The organism is Caulobacter sp. GW821-FHT11A05 (genome assembly GCF_058809015.1).
Genome location: NZ_JBXASF010000010.1, coordinates 44258 through 61875, shown reverse-complemented (window position 1 = coordinate 61875; position 17618 = coordinate 44258). Strand labels below are relative to the sequence as shown.

The 17618-nt window shown below is 68.3% G+C and carries 18 protein-coding genes and 1 tRNA gene; 13 read left to right on the top strand and 6 right to left on the bottom strand.

Features of this window, described 5'->3' with window-relative positions; all coding sequences use genetic code 11:
* Nucleotides 1–1560: a glucose 1-dehydrogenase gene (locus AC1RSK_RS15215; RefSeq protein ID WP_492908418.1), complete on the top strand. Its 1560-nt coding sequence runs from the start codon at nt 1–3 to the stop codon at nt 1558–1560.
* Here the strand turns inward: AC1RSK_RS15215 and AC1RSK_RS15210 are convergent.
* Nucleotides 1557–2390 carry an IclR family transcriptional regulator gene (locus tag AC1RSK_RS15210; RefSeq protein ID WP_492908417.1) on the bottom strand — a complete coding sequence of 278 codons (834 nt, stop codon included), beginning with the start codon at nt 2388–2390 and terminating at the stop codon, nt 1557–1559. The genes AC1RSK_RS15215 and AC1RSK_RS15210 overlap by 4 nt on opposite strands.
* Before the next feature lie 231 nt (nt 2391–2621).
* Between AC1RSK_RS15210 and AC1RSK_RS15205 the strand changes: the two genes are divergently transcribed.
* From AC1RSK_RS15205 to AC1RSK_RS15185, 5 genes are all read left to right on the top strand, one after another.
* Complete coding sequence (locus AC1RSK_RS15205) at nt 2622–3389, top strand: enoyl-CoA hydratase/isomerase family protein (RefSeq protein WP_492908416.1); 768 nt, start codon at nt 2622–2624, stop codon at nt 3387–3389.
* A gap of 31 nt (nt 3390–3420) precedes the next feature.
* The gene (locus AC1RSK_RS15200; protein ID WP_492908415.1) at nt 3421–5034 is read left to right on the top strand and encodes an acyl-CoA synthetase; all 1614 of its coding nucleotides are present in this window, start codon (nt 3421–3423) and stop codon (nt 5032–5034) included.
* Nucleotides 5035–5255: 221 nt separating this feature from the next.
* Nucleotides 5256–7967, top strand: a complete 2712-nt coding sequence (locus tag AC1RSK_RS15195; RefSeq protein ID WP_492908414.1) for a TonB-dependent receptor — start codon at nt 5256–5258, stop codon at nt 7965–7967.
* A gap of 76 nt (nt 7968–8043) precedes the next feature.
* On the top strand, nt 8044–9138 hold the full coding sequence (locus AC1RSK_RS15190; protein WP_492908413.1) for an NADH:flavin oxidoreductase: 1095 nt from the start codon (nt 8044–8046) through the stop codon (nt 9136–9138).
* 28 nt (nt 9139–9166) lie between these two features.
* Nucleotides 9167–9691, top strand: coding sequence for a nuclear transport factor 2 family protein (locus AC1RSK_RS15185; protein WP_492908412.1), 525 nt, complete (start codon nt 9167–9169; stop codon nt 9689–9691).
* Nucleotides 9692–9865: 174 nt separating this feature from the next.
* Here the strand turns inward: AC1RSK_RS15185 and AC1RSK_RS15180 are convergent.
* Nucleotides 9866–9941 (bottom strand) — tRNA-Lys (locus AC1RSK_RS15180).
* A gap of 77 nt (nt 9942–10018) precedes the next feature.
* On the opposite strand from AC1RSK_RS15180, the gene AC1RSK_RS15175 reads away from it, so the two are divergent.
* On the top strand, nt 10019–10360 hold the full coding sequence (locus tag AC1RSK_RS15175) for an Hpt domain-containing protein (protein ID WP_492908411.1): 342 nt from the start codon (nt 10019–10021) through the stop codon (nt 10358–10360).
* 166 nt (nt 10361–10526) lie between these two features.
* Here the strand turns inward: AC1RSK_RS15175 and AC1RSK_RS15170 are convergent, their stop codons facing one another.
* Both AC1RSK_RS15170 and gcvA read right to left on the bottom strand, forming a co-directional pair.
* Nucleotides 10527–10859 (bottom strand): chorismate mutase, encoded by a 333-nt coding sequence (locus AC1RSK_RS15170; RefSeq protein ID WP_492908410.1) that lies wholly within the window; start codon nt 10857–10859, stop codon nt 10527–10529.
* 8 nt (nt 10860–10867) lie between these two features.
* A complete protein-coding gene (gene gcvA, locus AC1RSK_RS15165) occupies nt 10868–11827 on the bottom strand; it encodes a transcriptional regulator GcvA (RefSeq protein ID WP_492908409.1) in 960 nt (319 codons plus the stop codon).
* A 264-nt stretch (nt 11828–12091) separates the two neighbouring features.
* Here gcvA and cobA point away from each other — a divergent pair, with 264 nt between their 5' ends.
* From cobA to AC1RSK_RS15135, 6 genes are all read left to right on the top strand, one after another.
* A complete protein-coding gene (gene cobA / locus AC1RSK_RS15160) occupies nt 12092–13021 on the top strand; it encodes a uroporphyrinogen-III C-methyltransferase (RefSeq protein ID WP_492908408.1) in 930 nt (309 codons plus the stop codon).
* A 1-nt stretch (nt 13022) separates the two neighbouring features.
* Complete coding sequence (locus tag AC1RSK_RS15155; protein WP_492908407.1) at nt 13023–13385, top strand: DUF2849 domain-containing protein; 363 nt, start codon at nt 13023–13025, stop codon at nt 13383–13385.
* Nucleotides 13386–13389: 4 nt separating this feature from the next.
* Nucleotides 13390–15045 carry a nitrite/sulfite reductase gene (locus AC1RSK_RS15150; RefSeq protein WP_492908406.1) on the top strand — a complete coding sequence of 552 codons (1656 nt, stop codon included), beginning with the start codon at nt 13390–13392 and terminating at the stop codon, nt 15043–15045.
* A complete protein-coding gene (locus AC1RSK_RS15145; protein ID WP_492908405.1) occupies nt 15029–15526 on the top strand; it encodes a DUF934 domain-containing protein in 498 nt (165 codons plus the stop codon). Before AC1RSK_RS15150 ends, AC1RSK_RS15145 begins: the two co-directional genes overlap by 17 nt.
* The gene (locus AC1RSK_RS15140; protein WP_492908404.1) at nt 15526–16263 is read left to right on the top strand and encodes a phosphoadenylyl-sulfate reductase; all 738 of its coding nucleotides are present in this window, start codon (nt 15526–15528) and stop codon (nt 16261–16263) included. The genes AC1RSK_RS15145 and AC1RSK_RS15140 overlap by 1 nt, the downstream gene beginning before the upstream one ends.
* A gap of 125 nt (nt 16264–16388) precedes the next feature.
* Nucleotides 16389–16736 (top strand): GIY-YIG nuclease family protein, encoded by a 348-nt coding sequence (locus AC1RSK_RS15135; RefSeq protein WP_492908403.1) that lies wholly within the window; start codon nt 16389–16391, stop codon nt 16734–16736.
* 97 nt (nt 16737–16833) lie between these two features.
* On the opposite strand, the gene AC1RSK_RS15130 is transcribed toward AC1RSK_RS15135, so the two are convergent.
* Both AC1RSK_RS15130 and AC1RSK_RS15125 read right to left on the bottom strand, forming a co-directional pair.
* Nucleotides 16834–17034 carry a hypothetical protein gene (locus AC1RSK_RS15130; protein WP_492908402.1) on the bottom strand — a complete coding sequence of 67 codons (201 nt, stop codon included), beginning with the start codon at nt 17032–17034 and terminating at the stop codon, nt 16834–16836.
* A 40-nt stretch (nt 17035–17074) separates the two neighbouring features.
* Nucleotides 17075–17521 (bottom strand): 3D domain-containing protein, encoded by a 447-nt coding sequence (locus tag AC1RSK_RS15125; protein ID WP_492908401.1) that lies wholly within the window; start codon nt 17519–17521, stop codon nt 17075–17077.
* Nucleotides 17522–17618 lie beyond the last annotated feature (97 nt).

Here is a 17618-nt window from a genome sequence, read left to right as displayed (position 1 = left end):
ATGACGCAAGGCCGGGCGGTCATTGTCACAGGGGGCGCGGACGGCATCGGCTGGGCGATCGCCCGCCGGTTCGCCGCCGCCGGCGACCGGGTGCTGATCGCCGACCGCAACGGCGAGGCGGCTGTGGCTCGCGCCGAAGCGTTGGGCGAGGCGCATGTGGGACTGGCGGTGGATGTCTCCCGGGAGGACGACGTCCGGGCGATGGTCGCCGCCGGCCTGTCGGCCTTTGGACGGATCGATGTGCTGATCAACAACGCCGGGGTGATCGACGCCCAGGCCAAGCCGGTGGTGGACCAGCCGCTGGACGAGTTCCAGGCCCTGATCGGCGTCAACGTCACCGGCGTCTTCATGGCGGCGCGCGAGGCCGGCCGGGTGATGCTGGCCCAGGGGCGGGGCGCGATCGTCAACCTGGCCTCGGGCGCCGGGGTGGCGGCCGTGCCGTTCCGCAACGGCTATGGCGCGAGCAAGGCCGCCGTGGTCTCGCTGACCCGCACCCTGGCCTGCGAATGGGCCGGCCTGGGGGTTCGCGTCAACGCCGTGGCGCCCGGCTACACCCGCACCGACATGGTCGAGCGGCTGATCGCCAACGGCAAGGTCGATCCGGCCCTGGTCGAACGACGCATCCCGCTCGGGCGCATGGGCGCGCCCGAGGAGATCGCCGAGACGGTGTTCTACCTGGCCTCGGAAGAGGCCTCCTACGTCACCGGCGCCCTGCTGGTGGCCGACGGCGGGTTCCTGGCTTTCGGCGGCACGGGAGCGGCATCGACTCGGCCCGCGCCGCATGCGCCGGCGGCCGGACCGCGCACGGTGGTCGTCACCGGCGGCGCCAGCGGCATCGGCCGCGCCATCGTCGACCGGTTTGCCGGTGACGGCGACCGGCTGCTGGTGATCGACCGGAACGCCGAAGCGCTTGAGGCCCTGGCCGCTGAGCTGGGCGAGCCGCATCTTGTCCACGCCGGCGACATCACCGACGAGACAGGCATCGAGGCGGCCATGGATGCGGCCATGGCTCGCTGGGGCCGGATCGATGTGCTGATCAACAACGCCGGCGTCGCCGACAACTTCAAGCCGACGGTCGACCAGAGCACGGCCGAGTTCGAGGCGGTGCTGGACGTGAACCTGACCGGCGCCTTCATCGCGGCCCGCGCGGCCGGGCGGCGCATGACGGCCGGTGGAGCGGCGGCGATCGTCAATCTCGGCTCGATCGCCGGCCTGGCCGCCCTGCCGCGGCGCAACGCCTACTGCGCGGCCAAGGCCGGGGTGGGCATGCTGACCAAGAGCCTGGCCTGCGAGTGGGCCGACCGCGGCATTCGGGTCAACGCCGTGGCGCCGGGCTACATCGAGACCCCGGGCCTCCTGGCGTTGCGGGACAACGGTTCGCGGCAGCTGGCGGCGGTGCTACGGCGCACGCCGATGGGCCGCCTCGGCCAGCCGCGCGAGGTCGCCGATCTGGTCGCCTTCCTGGCCGGCGACGCGGCCAGCTATGTCACCGGCTCGGTGGTCAGTATCGACGGCGGCTGGCACGCCTTTGGCGATGCCGGCGAAGCGAGCGAGGGCTAGGCCAGGACTTCCTCGGCGCGGTCATCGTCAGCCTCGACCTCCGGGTCCGCCGGCTCTGATTCCGCCGCCGCCGACGCCAGGTTGAGCTTGCGCTCGTAGTCGGCGATGGCCTCGCGCATCGTGGCGATGATCTCGCTGCGCTTGCGGGCGATCCGGCTATTGAGCCCGCCGACGCCGAGCGTCAGCGGCATGCCGTGCGGGCTCTTGGGCAGGGGCATGGCCAGCCCCGCCGCGTCCGGGAAGGGAAAGGCCGCCAGCAGGCTGTAGCCCTCGCGCCGGATCCAGGCGAGCTGTTCGCTGAGCTCGCCGATGTCGATCTTCTTGGAGCGTCCCTGCTCGTAGGCGTTGATGTGCCGGATCAGCTTGTCGACCGTCTTGGGGGCCATGCCGCTGAGCAGCACCAGGCCGGCCGCCGAGTGCGTCAGGACCCTCATGCTGCCCTCGGAGGGCGGAACCTTGTAGGGGTGAGAGGGCTGCAGCACGCGGATGTGCTGGATGAAGATGTCGTTCTGCGAGGAGAGGACGACGGTCTCGTTGGTCTTCTCGAACACCGTCTCCATCAGGCCGATGACGTCGCCGGCCCCGTAGAGATAGTGGTTGATCCAGTCGCCCAGCGCCGCGACGCGGGGCGTGGGGAAGTAGGTGCGGGTCGGGCGGTCGTAGTTGAGATAGCCCAGGACCACCATGCTCTTGAGCAGGGAGGTGGTGCTCGATTGCGGGTAGGACAGGCGCTCGAAGATGAACTTCAGCCGCAAGGGCGCGCGCTGTTCGTGAAACATCTCCAGGACTTCGAGAGTCCGGGCGGCTGATTTGATCGGGTCCCGACGCATTATCCAACCCCGCGTGACGACGTCCTCTTGGTGCGGTCTTTCATGGCCGCGTGTCCTGGGGACCTGTCTGAAGGTTAGCGGTCCGCAAGGCGCGACGCGAGCCTGCTTGGGCCGCGCGAAATTCATATGGGATTTTTGAACACCGTGTCCCCGCGTCCGTGTCTGTCGCGGGGTGCGCCGATAGCTTCCCTTCCAGGCGCCAGATCTGGGCGCGCAGGGAAGGATGAGTTCATGGCTTTGGTTCGTCTCGAGGTCGAAGATGGCGTCGCGGTCGTCACCCTCGACAACCCCCCGGTGAACGCCATGCCCCTGGAGGCGGTCGAGGACATGACCGCCATCTTCGATACGTTCAACGATCGCGACGATGTCCTTGCCGTGGTGCTGACCGGGGCCGGCAGGCAGTTCTGCGCCGGCGCCGAGCTCAAGTCCGGAACCGGCGGCGAGCCGGAGCAGGGCTATGAATGGCGGCGCATGCGCAAGGTGCGCGAGATCAGCTACAGCATCATCGAGTGCAAGAAGCCGGTGATCGCCGCCGTCAACGGCGCGGCGCTCGGCGCCGGCCTTGGCCTGGTGGCCAGCTGCGACATCCTGGTGGCCTCCGAGAAGGCGGTGTTCGGCCTGCCGGAGATCGACGTCGGGCTGATGGGCGGGGCGCGGCACGCCATGCGGATCCTGCCTCACTCCCTGGTCCGCCGGATGGTGCTGACCGGCTACCGCGCGCCGGCCCGTGAACTCTTCGACCGTGGCGTGCTCGAGGCCTGCCTGCCGCCGGAGGAGTTGATGCCCTACGCGATGGGCATCGCCCGCCAGATCGCCGCCAAGAGCCCGTTGGCCGTGGCCTACGCCAAGGACAGCCTGTCGACCATCGAGAACATGACCCTGCGCGACGGCTATCGCTACGAGCAGGGCAACACCAACCGTCTGAAGAAGAGCGATGACGCCAAGGAGGCGGTACGCGCCTTCGTCGAGAAGCGTCCTCCGGTGTTCACCGGGCGCTGAGCCGTCGATCGTCTTCAGCGGAGACCAGCCCATGGCCTGGAACTACGGCGACATTCTCGATGCGGTGGCGCGGGTCGTCCCGGCCGATCGTCCCGCCCTGATCTGGGGCGAGGACATCGTCACCTGGGGGGCCTTCGATCGCCGGACCAACAACCTGGCCCGGCGGCTGATCGGCCATGGCCTGGCCCCCGACGACCGGGTGGCCATCCTGTGCCGCAACCATCCGGCCTACATCGAGGCGACGGTGGCGGCGCTGAAGTCGCGCACCGTCAGCGTCAACGTCAACTACCGCTACACGGCCGACGAGATCGTCTACGTCCTGGATGACTGCGGCGCCTCGGCGTTGTTCTACCAGGACAGCCTGGACGCCACGATCCCGGCGCTGAAGTCGCGGCTGCCGGACGTGCGGCTGTGGATCCGGATCGAGTCGGACCGCCAGGTCCGCGCCCCGGCCGACGGCGAGCAATCCTTCGAGGCCTGGGCCCAGACCGGCGAGGGCGGGCCGCTCGACATCCAGCGATCCCCGGGCGACAGCTACCTGCTCTACACCGGTGGCACCACGGGCCGTCCGAAGGGCGTCCTCTGGCGCACCGGCGACGCTCGCAAGGTGCAGCTGGAATCGCCGCTGATCGCCAGGCGGCCCGCCGACCTGGCCGAGCACGCCGCCATGGTGCGGGGCAATCCCGCCCCCAGCCGCACGATCCCGGCCTGCCCGCTGATGCACGGGGCCGGCAGCAACGCCGTCATCGGCGAGCTGATGGCCGGCGGCGGGGCGGTTCTGCTGCCCTCCGACCGGTTCGACGCTGATGAGCTGTGGCGCGAGGTCGAGCGCACCCGGGTGACGCGGATCGCCATCGTCGGCGATGTTTTCGCCCGCCCGATGCTGCGGGCCCTGGAGGCCGCGCCGGGGCGCTACGACCTCTCCAGCCTGAAGGTCATCTCCTCGGCCGGCCTGATCTGGAGCGGCGAGGTCAAGGCAGGCCTGCTGGCGCATCTGCCCGGGCTCACCCTGGTCGACATCCTGGGGGCGTCAGAGGCGTCGGGCTTCGGCTACGCCGTGGCGACCGCGAACCATGTGCCGGCCACCGGCGTGTTCGCGCCGGGCGCCAAGACCGTGCTGATCGACGCCGATACGGGCGTCGTCCTGCCCCGAGACATCCCCGGCGAGGGCCTGCTGGCGCGCACGGAGCCCATCGCGGCCGGCTACTATCGCGATCCGAAGAAGACCGCCGAGACCTACCGCGTCATCGACGGTGTCCGATACGCCGTGCCCGGCGACTTCGCCCGGCTGGACGCCGATGGTCAGCTCACCCTGATCGGCCGCGGAAACCTGTCCATCAACACCGGCGGCGAAAAGGTCTTCCCCGAAGAGGTCGAAGAGGCGCTCAAGCTCCAGCCGGGCGTCGAAGACGCGCTGGTGGTGGGCGAGCCGGACCCGACCTGGGGCAGGTCGATCGTGGCGATCGTCAAGTCAACGGCGGCGTTCGATGAGGTGACGGTCCGCGCCGGTCTGCAGAGAACGCTGGCCAGCTACAAGCTGCCGCGGCGGTTCCTGCACGTCGACAGCGTGCCACGCCATGAGAGCGGCAAGGCCGACTACCGAACCGCGCAGGCGCTGATCACGGTCCCGGCGGAGGTTGTTTAGCCGCGGCGAGGACTTTGCCATCCGATGAGCGCTCAGAATATCGAGAATGAAATATCGGAAGCGCATGGGCGGGGTTTCGGGTCGTGTGAGGAAAGAACCAGTAGCGTTAAATCATAAGCGCGAAGCCATTGGGGCAATCGCTCAACGATAACAACGAGTAATTTCAATAATTGCTCAAATGGGGGAGTGGAAACGTGAAGGTTGCAAACATCAGAGCGCGTATGCTGTCGTCCGGTGTGTCGATGCTGGCCATGCTCGTGGCCATGCCGGCGCTCGCGCAAGAAGCGGCGCCGCCGGAAGATGAGAGCGTCGTCGGCGAACTGGTCGTGACCGCCCAGCGGCGCGAAGAGGCTCTGCAGGACGTGCCGATCGCGGTCTCCGCGTTTTCGCAGGCCACGCTCGAGGCGCAGAAGATCGACGGCGGGCCTAATCTCCAGCGCGCGGTCCCCAACGTCACCTTCTCCAAGAGCTTCTACAGCGGCTACAATTTCCAGATCCGGGGCATCGGCACCAAGCAGACGGCGGTGACCGGCGACACCTCCACGGGCGTCCACCTGAACGGCGCGCCGCTCACCGAAAACCGCCTGTTCGAGGCTGAATTCTTCGACGTCGAGCGTGTCGAGGTCCTGCGCGGTCCGCAGGGCACCCTCTATGGCCGCAACGCCACCGGCGGCGTGGTCAATGTCATCACCGCCAAGCCCAAGAACTGGTTCGAAGGGGCCGTGCGGGGCGAGATCGGCAACTACGACACCCGCAAGGTGCGCGGGATGCTCAATTTCCCGCTCATCGACGATGTGCTGGCGCTGCGCCTGGCCGGGACCTATCTCAGCCGCTCCGGCTTCGCCGACAACCTGACCACCGGCCACGACATCGATGGTCGGGACCTCTATTCGGTCCGCGCGTCGCTGGCCTTCACCCCGACCGATAACTTCGAGGCTCAGCTGCTCTGGCAGCGCTTCGAAGAGGACGACGACCGCATGCGCACGGGCAAGGCGCTGTGCACCCGCGACAACGGCCCTGCGTCGGTCGGCGGGACGGCGGTGACCAACAACGTCCTGCGCGGCTTCCTCAGCCAGGGCTGCACCAACGGCTCGATCTACGCGAGCGAGTCCAACGGCACGCCCAACACGATGTCGACCCTGTTCGGCTTGCTCGCCTACCGCGGCGGCCTGGCAAGCGGCGATCTCAGCGCCAACCGGCGCCAATCCTCCGACCTCAGCAAGGTCGAGTCGTCGATCGACCCGAGCTACTACGCCAAGGAAGACGTGGTGGAGCTCAGCGCAGCCTGGGACATCACCCCGTCCCTGCAGGTCAACCTGCTGTCGTCCTATTACAAGGGCGAATACGAGTCCGGGCAGGACATGTATCGCTTCGCCTTCCCGACGCCGTTCAACGCCACGGCGACGGCGCCGGGCGGGGTGGTGAATGATCCGCAGCTCGGGGCGTCGAACACGCTGCAGGTCTACGACACCAACCAGCACCCGTCGGAGCAGTGGACGCATGAACTGCGGCTGCAATCATCGTTCGACGGCCCGGTGAATTTCAGCATCGGCGCCAACTACGTCGACTACGAGACGGTCCAGGCGTTCTACATCTTCTCGAACGCCTTCACGAATTTCTCGAGGGTGGTGAACGGCGGCGCGACCTGTGCGTTGGGCGCCACCAACTGCATCTACATCAACCCGGATTCGACGCCAAACACGGACGGGCACGGCAACTATCTCAGCTATCAGCCCTACACCCTGGAATCCAAGGCGGCCTTCGGCGAGGTCTACTGGGACATCACCGACGCCCTGAAGGTGACCGGCGGCCTGCGCTACACCGAGGACAGCAAGACCCTCCACAGTTTCCCGGTGAAGCTCCTGACCCTCGGATCGGGCCTGACCCCGGGCGTGCCGGCCTCCTACACCGCCGAATTCAGTGAAGTGACCGGACGACTCGGGGTCGACTGGAAGCCGGACCTGTCCTTCACCGACAGCACCCTGCTCTATGGCTTCTACTCGCGGGGCTACAAGGGCGGCGGCCCCAACAATATCGGCGCGGGGGGCATCGGGGCGCCGCGGCCGATCTACGATCCGGAGTTCGTCAACGCCTACGAAGTCGGCATGAAGAACACGCTGCTGGACGGCAATCTGGTCCTCAATCTCACGGCCTTCTACTACGACTATAAGGGCTACCAGATCTCCAAGTTCGTGAACCGGATCGCGGTCACGGAGAACATCGACGCCACCGTCACCGGCTTCGAACTCGAGAGCATCTGGGAGCCGGTCACCAACCTGCGCTTCAACCTCAACGCGGGCTTCCTGAAGACCGAGGTCCAGAACGGATCGTCCATCGATCCGGTCAACCGCACCCAGGGCGATCCGAACCTGACCCTGGTGAAGGCCTCGAGCATGGCCGCGTGCGTGGCCCCGACCGCGGCCGTGGGCAATCTGCTGGCGATCATTCAGCAGCAACCGGGCGCGCCCTTCGTGGCGGGGGTCTCGGGCAATCCGCTGGCGCTTCTGGGCGTCTGCTCGGGGGCCCACGTCTCTCGCGGCGTGATCCCGAGTGACGGGGTGGCGGTAAGCCTCGCCGGCAACGAACTGCCGAACGCGCCGCCCTGGACGCTGTCGCTGGGCGCCCAGTACACCTGGAACCTGCCCTCCGGCTGGGACGCCACCCTGCGCGCCGACTACTACCGGCAGGGCGACTCCTTCTCCCGCGTCTACAACTCGACGGTCGACCGGCTTGAGGGCTGGGAGAACGGCAACCTGTCGCTCCAGGCCGTGAACGACAAACTGGGCCTCGAGGTCGAGGTCTACGTGAAGAACGTCTTCGACGACCGGCCCATCACCGACACCCTGGTCACCGATGAGGCCATGGGTCTGTTGCAGAACGTCTTCATCCTCGATCCGCGGACCTACGGCGTGTCGCTGACCAAGCGGTTTTGACCGGACGGACCCCCGTCTCGCGCTTCCGGCGGCGGCTGACAGGCCGCCGCCGATATTTCTGGGGACGAATACCGTCATGGAGACTCTCTTCCGGCCCTATGACGTCGCAGGGCTTCGGCTGCCCAACCGCGTCGTGATGGCGCCGATGACGCGGTCGCGATCACCCGGCGGCGTGCCGGGTCCCGACGTGGCGGCCTACTATGCCCGCCGCGCCGCCGCCGGGGTCGGGCTGATCATCACCGAAGGCACGGTGGTTGACCGCCCGGGTTCGTCGGATGATCCCAACGTGCCCAGGTTCTGGGGGGAGGCCGCCATGGCCGGCTGGGCGCAGGTCGTCGCCGCCGTGCACGCCGAGGGCGGCCGGATCATGCCGCAGCTGTGGCATGTGGGCGCCACCCAGGGCCGTCGGTCGCAATGGGCGCCGGATGCGCGGGTGGAAAGCCCCTCCGGCCTGATGGCGCCGGACGCGCCGTTCGGCCGGGCCATGAGCGAGGCCGACATCGCCGAAACCATCGACGCCTTCGCGGCGGCCGCGCGCCGGGCCGCGGCCCTGGGCTTCGACGGTGTCGAAATTCACGCCGCCCACGGCTACCTCATCGATCAGTTCTTCTGGGCCGGCACCAACCGGCGGACCGACCGCTACGGCGGCGCCACACTCGCCGACCGCACCCGCTTCGCCGCCGAGATCATCCGGGCGATCCGCCGCGAAGTCGGTGCCGCCCTGCCCATCTCCCTGCGCATCTCGCAATGGAAGCAGCAGGACTACGCCGCCCGGCTGGTGGAGGGACCGGCCGAGTTCGCCGCCATGCTGGAGCCGTTGTGCGACGCCGGCGTGGACATCATCCACTGCTCGCAAAGACGGTTCTGGGAGCCCGCCTTCGAGGGATCGGACCTGAACCTCGCCGGCTGGGCGCGCCGCCTGACCGGCCGGACCGCCATGACCGTGGGGTCGGTCGGCCTGACCGGCGACTTCATCACCGGCTTTGGCGGAGAGGCCTCCGCGCCGACCTCCATCGATCAGCTCCTCGAAAGGCTGGCGCGCGACGAGTTCGACCTTGTGGCCGTGGGACGGGCCTTGCTGGCCGATCCGCAATGGCTCCAGAACATCGCCATGAACCGCGGCGACAGGTTGCGCGCCTTCGACATCAGCAGGCTCGATGAGCTCTACTGACCCACCTGATCCACACCCGGAGACCCGCATGACCAAGACCGACAAGCTCCAGGAGCTCTGGGATCGCGAGATGATCCGGGATTGCATCTATCGCTATTGCCGCGGGATCGACCGGACGGACGAGGCGGCTCTGCGCTCCGCCTACTGGCCGGACGCGACGGACAATCACGGGGCCTACCAGGGCAGCGCTGAGGGCTTCATCGCCTGGGCCATGAAGACCCTGCCGACCATCGAGCGCGGCATCCATCAGATCCACAACATCCTGATCGAGTTCAAGCCGGGCGGCGCCGCCGTCGAGTCCTACTTCACCGCCTTGCAACGCCAGACCGAGAACGGAGCCCTCGTGCAGTGGGACATGGCGGGCCGCTATATCGACTGGTTTGAAAAGCGCGACGACGAATGGCGGGTCGCCCGCCGCCTGGTGGTGTTCGACTGGGTCGAGCAGATGCCCCTGCCACCTGGAACCGAGGCCGAGCGGTTCGGCCGACGCCAACCGATCGGCGGCTCCTGGCCGGACGATCCGATCTATGCGCTGATTGGCCCGTCCCTTTAGGCCGCCGCCGAATCTGCTCTCGCGCCCACTGCCCTTAGCCCTGGAAGGTTGGCCGAGGGCGCTGACCCGCCTCGCCGACAGGCGAAACCCCAAAGGGGAACCCAGAGAGTATCCTGACAGCGCCCACCCCCACCGTCTCTGGTCAAATATTCAACTGAGACGGTGGGCTGGGAATGGTGGGTGCAGTAGGATTCGAACCTACGACCCGCTGATTAAGAGTCAGCTGCTCTACCAACTGAGCTATGCACCCGTATCGACGGTTCGGGCGTACCCGGCGGCGAGGGCGCGGAACATACTCGAAATAACTGCCGACGCAAGGGACCTATTTTGGCCAGACGAGACATCACCGGAGCCGTCGATTTTCCCTACCTCGAAGGCTTCGCGGCGGGCGACGCCGGGGTGGTCGAGGAGGTGCTGAACCTGTTCCGCGAACAGGCGACGATCTGGTCGCGGATGCTCGAGCCGGGCAATCCCGGATGGCGTGACGCGGTCCACACCCTCAAGGGCGCCGCCCGGGGAATCGGGGCCAATCACCTGGGTGACGTCTGCGAACGGGCCGAAGCCGAAGGGGAAGGGACCCTCTCGGCCGTGCACGCGGCCCTGGACGCCGCCCTGCTCGACGTCGCCGCCTATCAGCACGAACAGATGTTGAAGTCGCTCAAGGGCTAGCCGTCCCTCCCCGAATGGGGAGGGCAGACGCGCGGTTACGCGCGTCGGGTGGGGCAGTCGGTCGCCAGCCTTCGAGGTTGTGCGCTGAGAAGCCCAACGGGTGGGTGTAGTGACCCACTGCCCCACCCGGCGCTTCGCGCCTGCCCTCCCCATTCGGGGAGGGAGGTTAGTCCCGCGTCCGGTCCCAGACGCCGAACTCATAGGCGATGCAGCGGTCGACCAGGGTGCGCCACACCGGCTCGGCGATGGCGTGGCTGAGGCCGGCCTCGGTGGCGGCGGCCTTGACCTTGGCGACCACGTCCTCGATCCGCGCCACGTCGCGCACCACGCCGCGGTCCGGCTTGATCCGCGCGGCGGCGTCCATGTAGCCCTGGCGCTCGGCCAGCAGCCTGACCAGCGCCCGGTCAAGCGCGTCGACGCCGACCCGGACCTCCGCCATCGTCGTGCAGTCTTGAGGCGCGACCCGTTGGTCCACCGTCACGGAAACATCTTTGGGCATGAGAAACTCTAGATACCGGCGCCGTTGTCGAGGGTCTGGAGGGCGGCTTCGTGGGCGGCCGCCTCTTCCATCAGCCAGGAGACGAAGGCCTTCACCTGTGGCAGCCGTCCCTTGGTCTTGGGGTGGACGACGTAATAGGCGAAGTCCACCGCCGTGGCGATCTGAATTGGCGTCACCAGCCGGCCGGCGTCGAGGTCGGCCTGCGCCAGGGTCCGCTTGGCCAGCGCCACGCCCCGGCCGTTGACCGCCGCCTCGATGACCAGGCTCGACTGGTTGAAGCGCGGGCCCCGCGTGCCGTCCACCCCGCGAATGTTCCGCGCCGCCAGCCACATGGCCCAGTCGGGGCAGCTGTCGTCGGCATCCGGGCTGCCGTCGTGCAGCAGGATGTGGTGGGTCAGGTCGCCGGGATCGTTCAGCGGGTTCTCGTTCAGCAGGCCGGGGCTGACCACCGGAATCACCGTCTCGGTCATCAGCTTGATGACCTCCAGCCCAGGATAGCGCCCGCCGCCATAGCGGATGGCCAGGTCGATTTCTCCAGAGGCGAAATCCACCACCTCCATGCCGGCCGACAGCCAGACGTCGACCTGCGGATGCCGCTCCTCGAACTTGCCAAGGCGCGGCACCAACCATTTGGCGGCGAAGCTCGGCGCCGCCGTCAGGGTCAGGCGGCGGCCGTCGACGGCGGCGGTCAGCAGGCTGGCGGCCTCGGCCAGGCGGTCGAAGGCCTCGCGCAGGGCGGGCAGGGCGGTCTGGGCCGCGTCGGTCAGGAGAAGGCCCTTGGGCGTGCGCTTGAACAGGGCGGCGCCGACATAGTCTTCCAGGTTCTGGATCTGCTGGCTGACCGCGCCCGGCGTCACCGACAGCTCCTCGGCGGCGCGGGAGAAGTTCAGGTGGCGGGCGGCGGCCTCGAACGCCCGCAGGGCGTTGAGAGGCGGCAGGCGGCGCCGATGATCGGAGGGTTTTTCCATCCCAAGTTTTCCTGAACGCCCCGGCAGAAGTCCTAGTTTGCGAAGTGGCCTTTGCGAGCCCAGTTAGCAAGGGTCCGATGGCGTCACGGCCCTTTTCGCCATCGGATATCGGGCGGGGCGGGTCGTTTTCGGCCCGTCCCCGTCCCTCCGCCGTCCTTATAGAGAAGCTATCGCGCCATGTCCCGGCCTTCCCGTCCTACATCCTCGAACAGGCGACTCGTCGCCCTGGACGGACGCGCCGCGAAACCCGGCCCCAAGGCTGGGATGGTCTGGCTGGTCGGCGCCGGTCCGGGCGATCCCGACCTGCTGACCCTCAAGGCCGCCCGCGTCATCGGGCAGGCCGACGTCATCGTCCACGACGGCCTCGTTTCCGCTGAAATCCTCGACCTCGCCCCGGCCGGCGCCCGTCTCATCGACGTCGCCAAGCGCAAGTCGCGTCACACCCTGCCGCAGGACGACATCAACCAGCTGCTGGTCGCCCTGGCCAGCCAGGGCCTGACGGTCGTCCGCCTCAAGGGCGGCGATCCCTTCGTCTTCGGTCGTGGCGGTGAGGAGCTGGCCGCCTGCCGCGCCGCCGGCCTGGAAGCCCAGGTCGTCCCCGGTGTCACCGCCGCCCTGGCGGCCTCCGCCTCGGCCGGCGCCCCCCTGACCCATCGCGGCGCCGCCCAGTCGGTCACCTTCGTCACCGGCCACGCCGCCCACGGCGAGCCCGACCTCGACTGGCCGGCCCTGGCGCGGCCCAACCAGACCGTCGTCATCTACATGGGCCTGACCACCGCCGGCCTGATCGCGCAGCGCCTGACAGGCGCCGGTCGCGCCGCCTCGACGCCGGCCCTGATCGTCGTCAACGCCAGCCGCGCCGACGAACAGCGCATCCCGACGACGCTGGGCCAACTGGCGGAAGTGGCTTCGGAATTGAGCGGACCCGCGCTCCTGATGGTCGGCGAAGCGATGTCGATGGCGCAGTCCCAGTTCCTCCTCCGACCCGAAGGGGCGGGGGAGGGGGACCGCCAGCCCGACTCAGGGCTGGTGGTGGAGGGGGCAGCACCGGCCCTTCAAGCAAACGCGCGTTCTGGCGCCGCCGCCAACGACAGCGTCTATGGTCAGCCCGCCCCGCAGGTGCTGCCCCCTCCACCCCGCGCCTACGGCGCGCGGTCCCCCTCCCCCGTCGCTGCGCGCCGAGGGAGGAACTAAGATGAAAGCCCTCACCGCCAACCGCCTGATCGATGGCGAGGTCGTCTTCTGGCGGGCCGGCCAATGGGTCGAACGCTTCGCCGACGCCCAGCTGTTCGCCGACGGCGACACCGCCGGCGAGGACGCCGTCACGACCGCCAAGACCCAGCCGACCGTCATCGTCGAGCCCTACCTCATCGACCTGACCGAAGGCCCCGCCGGCCTCGCCCCCGTCAGCTACCGCGAGCGCATCCGGGCGCTGGGCCCGACCAACGAACCGACCCACGGCAAGCAGGCCGAAGGCGGCGCCGCCATCGCCGCCCTGCAGGCCGCCACCGGCGCCGCCCGCTCGACGGGCCGCGTCGATCTGATCCGCAGGAAGTAGCCCCATGTACAGCTACGACATCATCGACAAAGAGTTCCTCCAAGACCGCGCCGCCGAGTTCCGCGGCCAGGTCGTCGCCCGCCTGGCCGGCGACATCACCGAGGACCAGTTCAAGCCCCTGCGCCTGATGAACGGCCTCTACCTGCAGCTCCACGCCTACATGCTGCGGGTCGCTGTCCCCTATGGCTCGCTGAACCCCGCCCAGCTGCGCGCCTTCGCCCACATCGCCCGCACCTGGGACAAGGGCTACGGCCACTTCACCACCCGCCAGAATATCCAGTTCAACTGGATCAAGCTGGGCGATGCGCCCGATATCCTCGACCATCTGGCATCCGTCGATCTGCACGCCATCCAGACCAGCGGCAACTGCATCCGCAACGTCACCTCCGATCCCTACGCCGGCGCCACGGCGCAGGAGGTCGACGACCCCCGCGTCTGGTCGGAAGTGCTGCGCCAGTGGTCGACCCTGCACCCCGAGTTCAGCTACCTGCCGCGCAAGTTCAAGATCGCCGTCACGGCCTCGGAGACCGACCGCACCGCCGCCCGCGCCCATGACATCGGCCTGAAGGTCCTGCGCGGCCCGGACGGCGCCCTCGGCTTCGAGGTCATGGTCGGCGGCGGCCAGGGCCGTACGCCCTATCTGGCCCCGACCATCAAGCCCTTCCTGCCGGCCGCCCGGCTGATCAGCTACCTGGAAGCGGTGCTGCGCGTCTACAACCGCCACGGCCGCCGGGACAATTCCTACAAGGCCCGCATCAAGATCCTCGTCGCCAGCCTCGGGGCCGAGGAGTTCGGCCGCCAGGTCGAGGAGGAATGGCTGAAGATCGGCGAGGGCCGCGACCTGCCCGACACCGAACTGGCCCGCATCCGCGGCAGCTTCATCAAGGTCCCGTTCGAAACCGTCGCCCCCCGCTCCGACGTCTTCGAGGCCGAGCAATTGGCCGACCGCGGCTTCGCCCGTTTCGTGCGCAACAACGTCAAGGCCCACAAGCAGCCCGGCTACACCATCGTCGAGATCAGCCTGAAGGCCCCCGGCGCCACCCCTGGCGACGCCTCGGCCGAACAGATGGAGGCCGTCGCCGACCTGGCCGAACGCTATGGCCTCGGCGACATCCGCGTGACCCACGAGCAGAACCTGGTCCTGCCGCATGTGAAGCGGGACGACGTCCCCGCCGTCCATCGCGCCCTGCAGGCCGTCGGCCTGGCCACCTCCAACATCAGCCTGATCAGCGACATCATCGCCTGCCCGGGCCTCGACTACTGCGCCCTGGCCAACGCCCGCGCCATTCCCGTCGCCCAGTCGATCCAGGACCGCTTCGCCGATCCCGACCGGGCCGAGGACATCGGCGAGCTGAAGATCAAGATCAGCGGCTGCATCAACGCTTGCGGCCACCACCACGTCGGCCACATCGGCGTGCTCGGCGTCGACAAGAAGGGCGAGGAATTCTACCAGCTCAGCCTCGGCGGCTCGGGCGCGGAGGACGCCTCCCTGGCCTCGATCCTCGGCCCGGCCCTGCCGGCCGACAAGGTCGCTGACGCCGTCGACCGCCTGGTCGAGACCTACCTCGGCCTGCGCCAGGCCGACGAACGCCTCCTCGACACCTTCCGCCGCGCGGGCATGGCCCCCTTCAAGGAGGCCGTCTATGCCGACGCTCATTAAGCTGAACGACGGCAAGTTCGCCGCCGCCGACGACGTCTTCACCGACGTCGCCGACGAGGACGACATTCCGGCCGGCCCGGTCATCCTCAGCCTGACCCGCTTCCAGGCCGAGGGCGACGCCCTGGTCACGGCCGGCCGCCCGGTCGGCGTCCGCATCCAGACCGACGAAGCGGTCGAGGACCTGGCCTACGACCTGCCGCGCCTGGCTCTCGTCGCCGTGGTCTTCCCCAAGTTCCGCGACGGCCGCACCTTCACCACCGCCACGCTTCTGCGTGAACGCTTCTCCTACAAGGGCGAGGTGAGGGCGGTCGGCGACGTCCTCCTGCAGCAGGCCATGTTCATGGTCCGCACCGGGTTCGACAGCTTCGCGCCGGCCGACGGCGCCACACCTGAACAATGGGCCAAGGCCGCCGGCCTCTTCCGGCATGTGTACCAGCGCGCGGCCGACCACCGCCCGCCGGCCTTCGAGGAGAGAGGCTGATGGCCTTCGACCAACTCGAGCGCCCGAACACTGCGTCCCGTCTGGACGCGGAGCTGCGTGACGCCCACCCCACCACCATCATCGAGGCCGCCGTCGCGACCTTCGGCGAGCGCCTGGCGCTGGTCTCGTCCTTCGGGGCGGAATCGGCCGTGCTGCTGCATCTCGCCGCCCAGGTGAAGCGGGACATCCCCGTCCTCTTCCTCGACACCGGCATGCTGTTTGGCCAGACCCTGGACTACCGCAAACAGCTGGCTCAGCGCCTGGGCCTGACCGACGTGCGCGACCTGCGCCCGCGCTTCCAGGACCTGGCCGTCGGCGACCCCGACGCCAACCTCTGGAAGAGCGACACCGACGCCTGCTGCCACATCCGCAAGGTGCTGCCGCTCGACCGCGCCCTCGAAGGCTTCGACGGCTGGCTGACCGGCCGCAAGCGCTTCCACGGCGGCGACCGCCTGCGCCTGGCGGTGGTCGAACAGGCCGAGCACCAGGTCAAGTTCAACCCCCTGGCCAACTGGGGCAAGGCCGAGCTGGACGCCTACATCGCCGAGCACGACCTCCCGGCTCACCCCCTGGTCGCCCAGGGCTTCCCCTCGATCGGCTGCTGGCCCTGCACCAGCCCGGTCGAAGAGGGCCAGGACGTCCGCGCCGGCCGCTGGGCCGGCCAGGACAAGACCGAATGCGGCATCCACGTCGCCCGCGCCAACGTTGCGCCGACGAACGTGGGCGGGGATATTTAGGGCTCAGGGCAATCGCCGGAGACCAAGGGCCACATCTCCCCCATTCCGCTCATCCCGGCGAATGCCGGGACCCATTTCGTAGAGCGCGGTGTTGCTGATTTGTTCTCAATCGGCCATACTCAGTCATGGCCTTCTACTGCTACATCGTAGCGAGCGGACAGCTGGGGACGCTGTACATTGGCAGCACCGATTGTCTCACCACGCGCATAGGCCAGCACAAGAACAAGACCTTTCCGGGCTTCACCGCGAAATACGGTTGCGACCAGCTTGTCTGGTTCCGGGTCTTCGACACCCGAGACGAGGCCTTCCGGTGCGAGCGACGAATGAAGGAGTGGCGCCGTTCCTGGAAGATTCTGGTGATCCAGGAGGGAAACCCGAACTGGCGAGACCTGTATTGGGAGGCTTGCGGCGTGCTGGCGCCAGGGCAGGTGGACGACTTCCTGGCGACCTTGCCGACTCGGGTCGAAGGCTAATCGCACCCACCGAGCCCTACGAAATGGGTCCCGGCATTCGCCGGGATGAGCGGAAGAGTTTAGAGCAAACAGCGAACGCTAGCAGGGTCTGCGCCGCTCACTCAGTGGGAAGGTCTGCGATCTGCGCGAGAATGTACGCCCTCCGCTTTTCGAACGACCACCCTTCACGTTCGAACATCTCGAACATGCGAATGTCCTGGTCGGTCAACGGGTTGCCTTCGATCTCCTGCGTGCGGATGACATCCTGCAGAGTCGGCGGAGGAATGCGCTTTCGATCACTGGCGGCTGGGTCGGTCATTGAGCGCCCAGCCTACCACATATGCCGAACGGCCAGCAGCCTACCGCGCCGTCGCCATCCGCTGGCCCGACTTCGGGCAGCCCGTGAAGGTGCCGGCCTTCATGACCGCCACGGTCCGGGTGTTGATCTTCATCAGCGGCGACATCGAGCCCCGGCCGTGGCCGGTGAACAGGTCCACGTGGGAGCCCTTCACGCCGCCGCCGGTGTCGGAGACGTACCAGTAGCCGTCGTGGACCCCGCCGTCGGGCATCTTCAGGCCGACGGTTTCCGGAATGAAGATGATCGAGCGCTTGGGGGCGACCCGCGGGTCGGTCGCCGCCGTGCGCATGGCCACCACCGGACAGCCCAGCGAGTCGCGGGCCCCCGCGCCGCCGCCGCCCGAATGGTAGAGGGTCACGCGCATGTTCCAGTCGGCCTCGCCGGGAACAGCCTTGGTCTCGCCCGCGTTATCGGCAGGCAGGATCGCGTCGTCCGGAATGGGCGCCATGGCGCCACGGAGTCCAACCTTGGAGGCCGTGGGTTCGGTGTTGATCTGCGCGATAAGATCCCCGATGGGATCCTCGTTGGCGCTGCCCACAGTCTGG

What these genes read in the sequence shown, in the direction of transcription:
- AC1RSK_RS15170 (WP_492908410.1), bottom strand. Translation starts at nt 10,859, where the DNA reads ATGCCCAAAGATGTTTCCGTGACGGTGGACCAACGGGTCGCGCCTCAA.
- AC1RSK_RS15210 (WP_492908417.1), bottom strand. Translation starts at nt 2,390, where the DNA reads ATGCGTCGGGACCCGATCAAATCAGCCGCCCGGACTCTCGAAGTCCTG.
- AC1RSK_RS15145 (WP_492908405.1), top strand. Translation starts at nt 15,029, where the DNA reads ATGCCGACGCTCATTAAGCTGAACGACGGCAAGTTCGCCGCCGCCGAC.
- AC1RSK_RS15130 (WP_492908402.1), bottom strand. Translation starts at nt 17,034, where the DNA reads ATGACCGACCCAGCCGCCAGTGATCGAAAGCGCATTCCTCCGCCGACT.
- AC1RSK_RS15190 (WP_492908413.1), top strand. Translation starts at nt 8,044, where the DNA reads ATGGAGACTCTCTTCCGGCCCTATGACGTCGCAGGGCTTCGGCTGCCC.
- AC1RSK_RS15200 (WP_492908415.1), top strand. Translation starts at nt 3,421, where the DNA reads ATGGCCTGGAACTACGGCGACATTCTCGATGCGGTGGCGCGGGTCGTC.
- AC1RSK_RS15150 (WP_492908406.1), top strand. Translation starts at nt 13,390, where the DNA reads ATGTACAGCTACGACATCATCGACAAAGAGTTCCTCCAAGACCGCGCC.
- AC1RSK_RS15205 (WP_492908416.1), top strand. Translation starts at nt 2,622, where the DNA reads ATGGCTTTGGTTCGTCTCGAGGTCGAAGATGGCGTCGCGGTCGTCACC.
- AC1RSK_RS15195 (WP_492908414.1), top strand. Translation starts at nt 5,256, where the DNA reads ATGCTGTCGTCCGGTGTGTCGATGCTGGCCATGCTCGTGGCCATGCCG.
- AC1RSK_RS15125 (WP_492908401.1), bottom strand. Translation starts at nt 17,521, where the DNA reads ATGGCGCCCATTCCGGACGACGCGATCCTGCCTGCCGATAACGCGGGC.
- AC1RSK_RS15185 (WP_492908412.1), top strand. Translation starts at nt 9,167, where the DNA reads ATGACCAAGACCGACAAGCTCCAGGAGCTCTGGGATCGCGAGATGATC.
- AC1RSK_RS15135 (WP_492908403.1), top strand. Translation starts at nt 16,389, where the DNA reads ATGGCCTTCTACTGCTACATCGTAGCGAGCGGACAGCTGGGGACGCTG.
- AC1RSK_RS15140 (WP_492908404.1), top strand. Translation starts at nt 15,526, where the DNA reads ATGGCCTTCGACCAACTCGAGCGCCCGAACACTGCGTCCCGTCTGGAC.
- cobA (WP_492908408.1), top strand. Translation starts at nt 12,092, where the DNA reads ATGGTCTGGCTGGTCGGCGCCGGTCCGGGCGATCCCGACCTGCTGACC.
- AC1RSK_RS15215 (WP_492908418.1), top strand. Translation starts at nt 1, where the DNA reads ATGACGCAAGGCCGGGCGGTCATTGTCACAGGGGGCGCGGACGGCATC.
- gcvA (WP_492908409.1), bottom strand. Translation starts at nt 11,827, where the DNA reads ATGGAAAAACCCTCCGATCATCGGCGCCGCCTGCCGCCTCTCAACGCC.
- AC1RSK_RS15155 (WP_492908407.1), top strand. Translation starts at nt 13,023, where the DNA reads ATGAAAGCCCTCACCGCCAACCGCCTGATCGATGGCGAGGTCGTCTTC.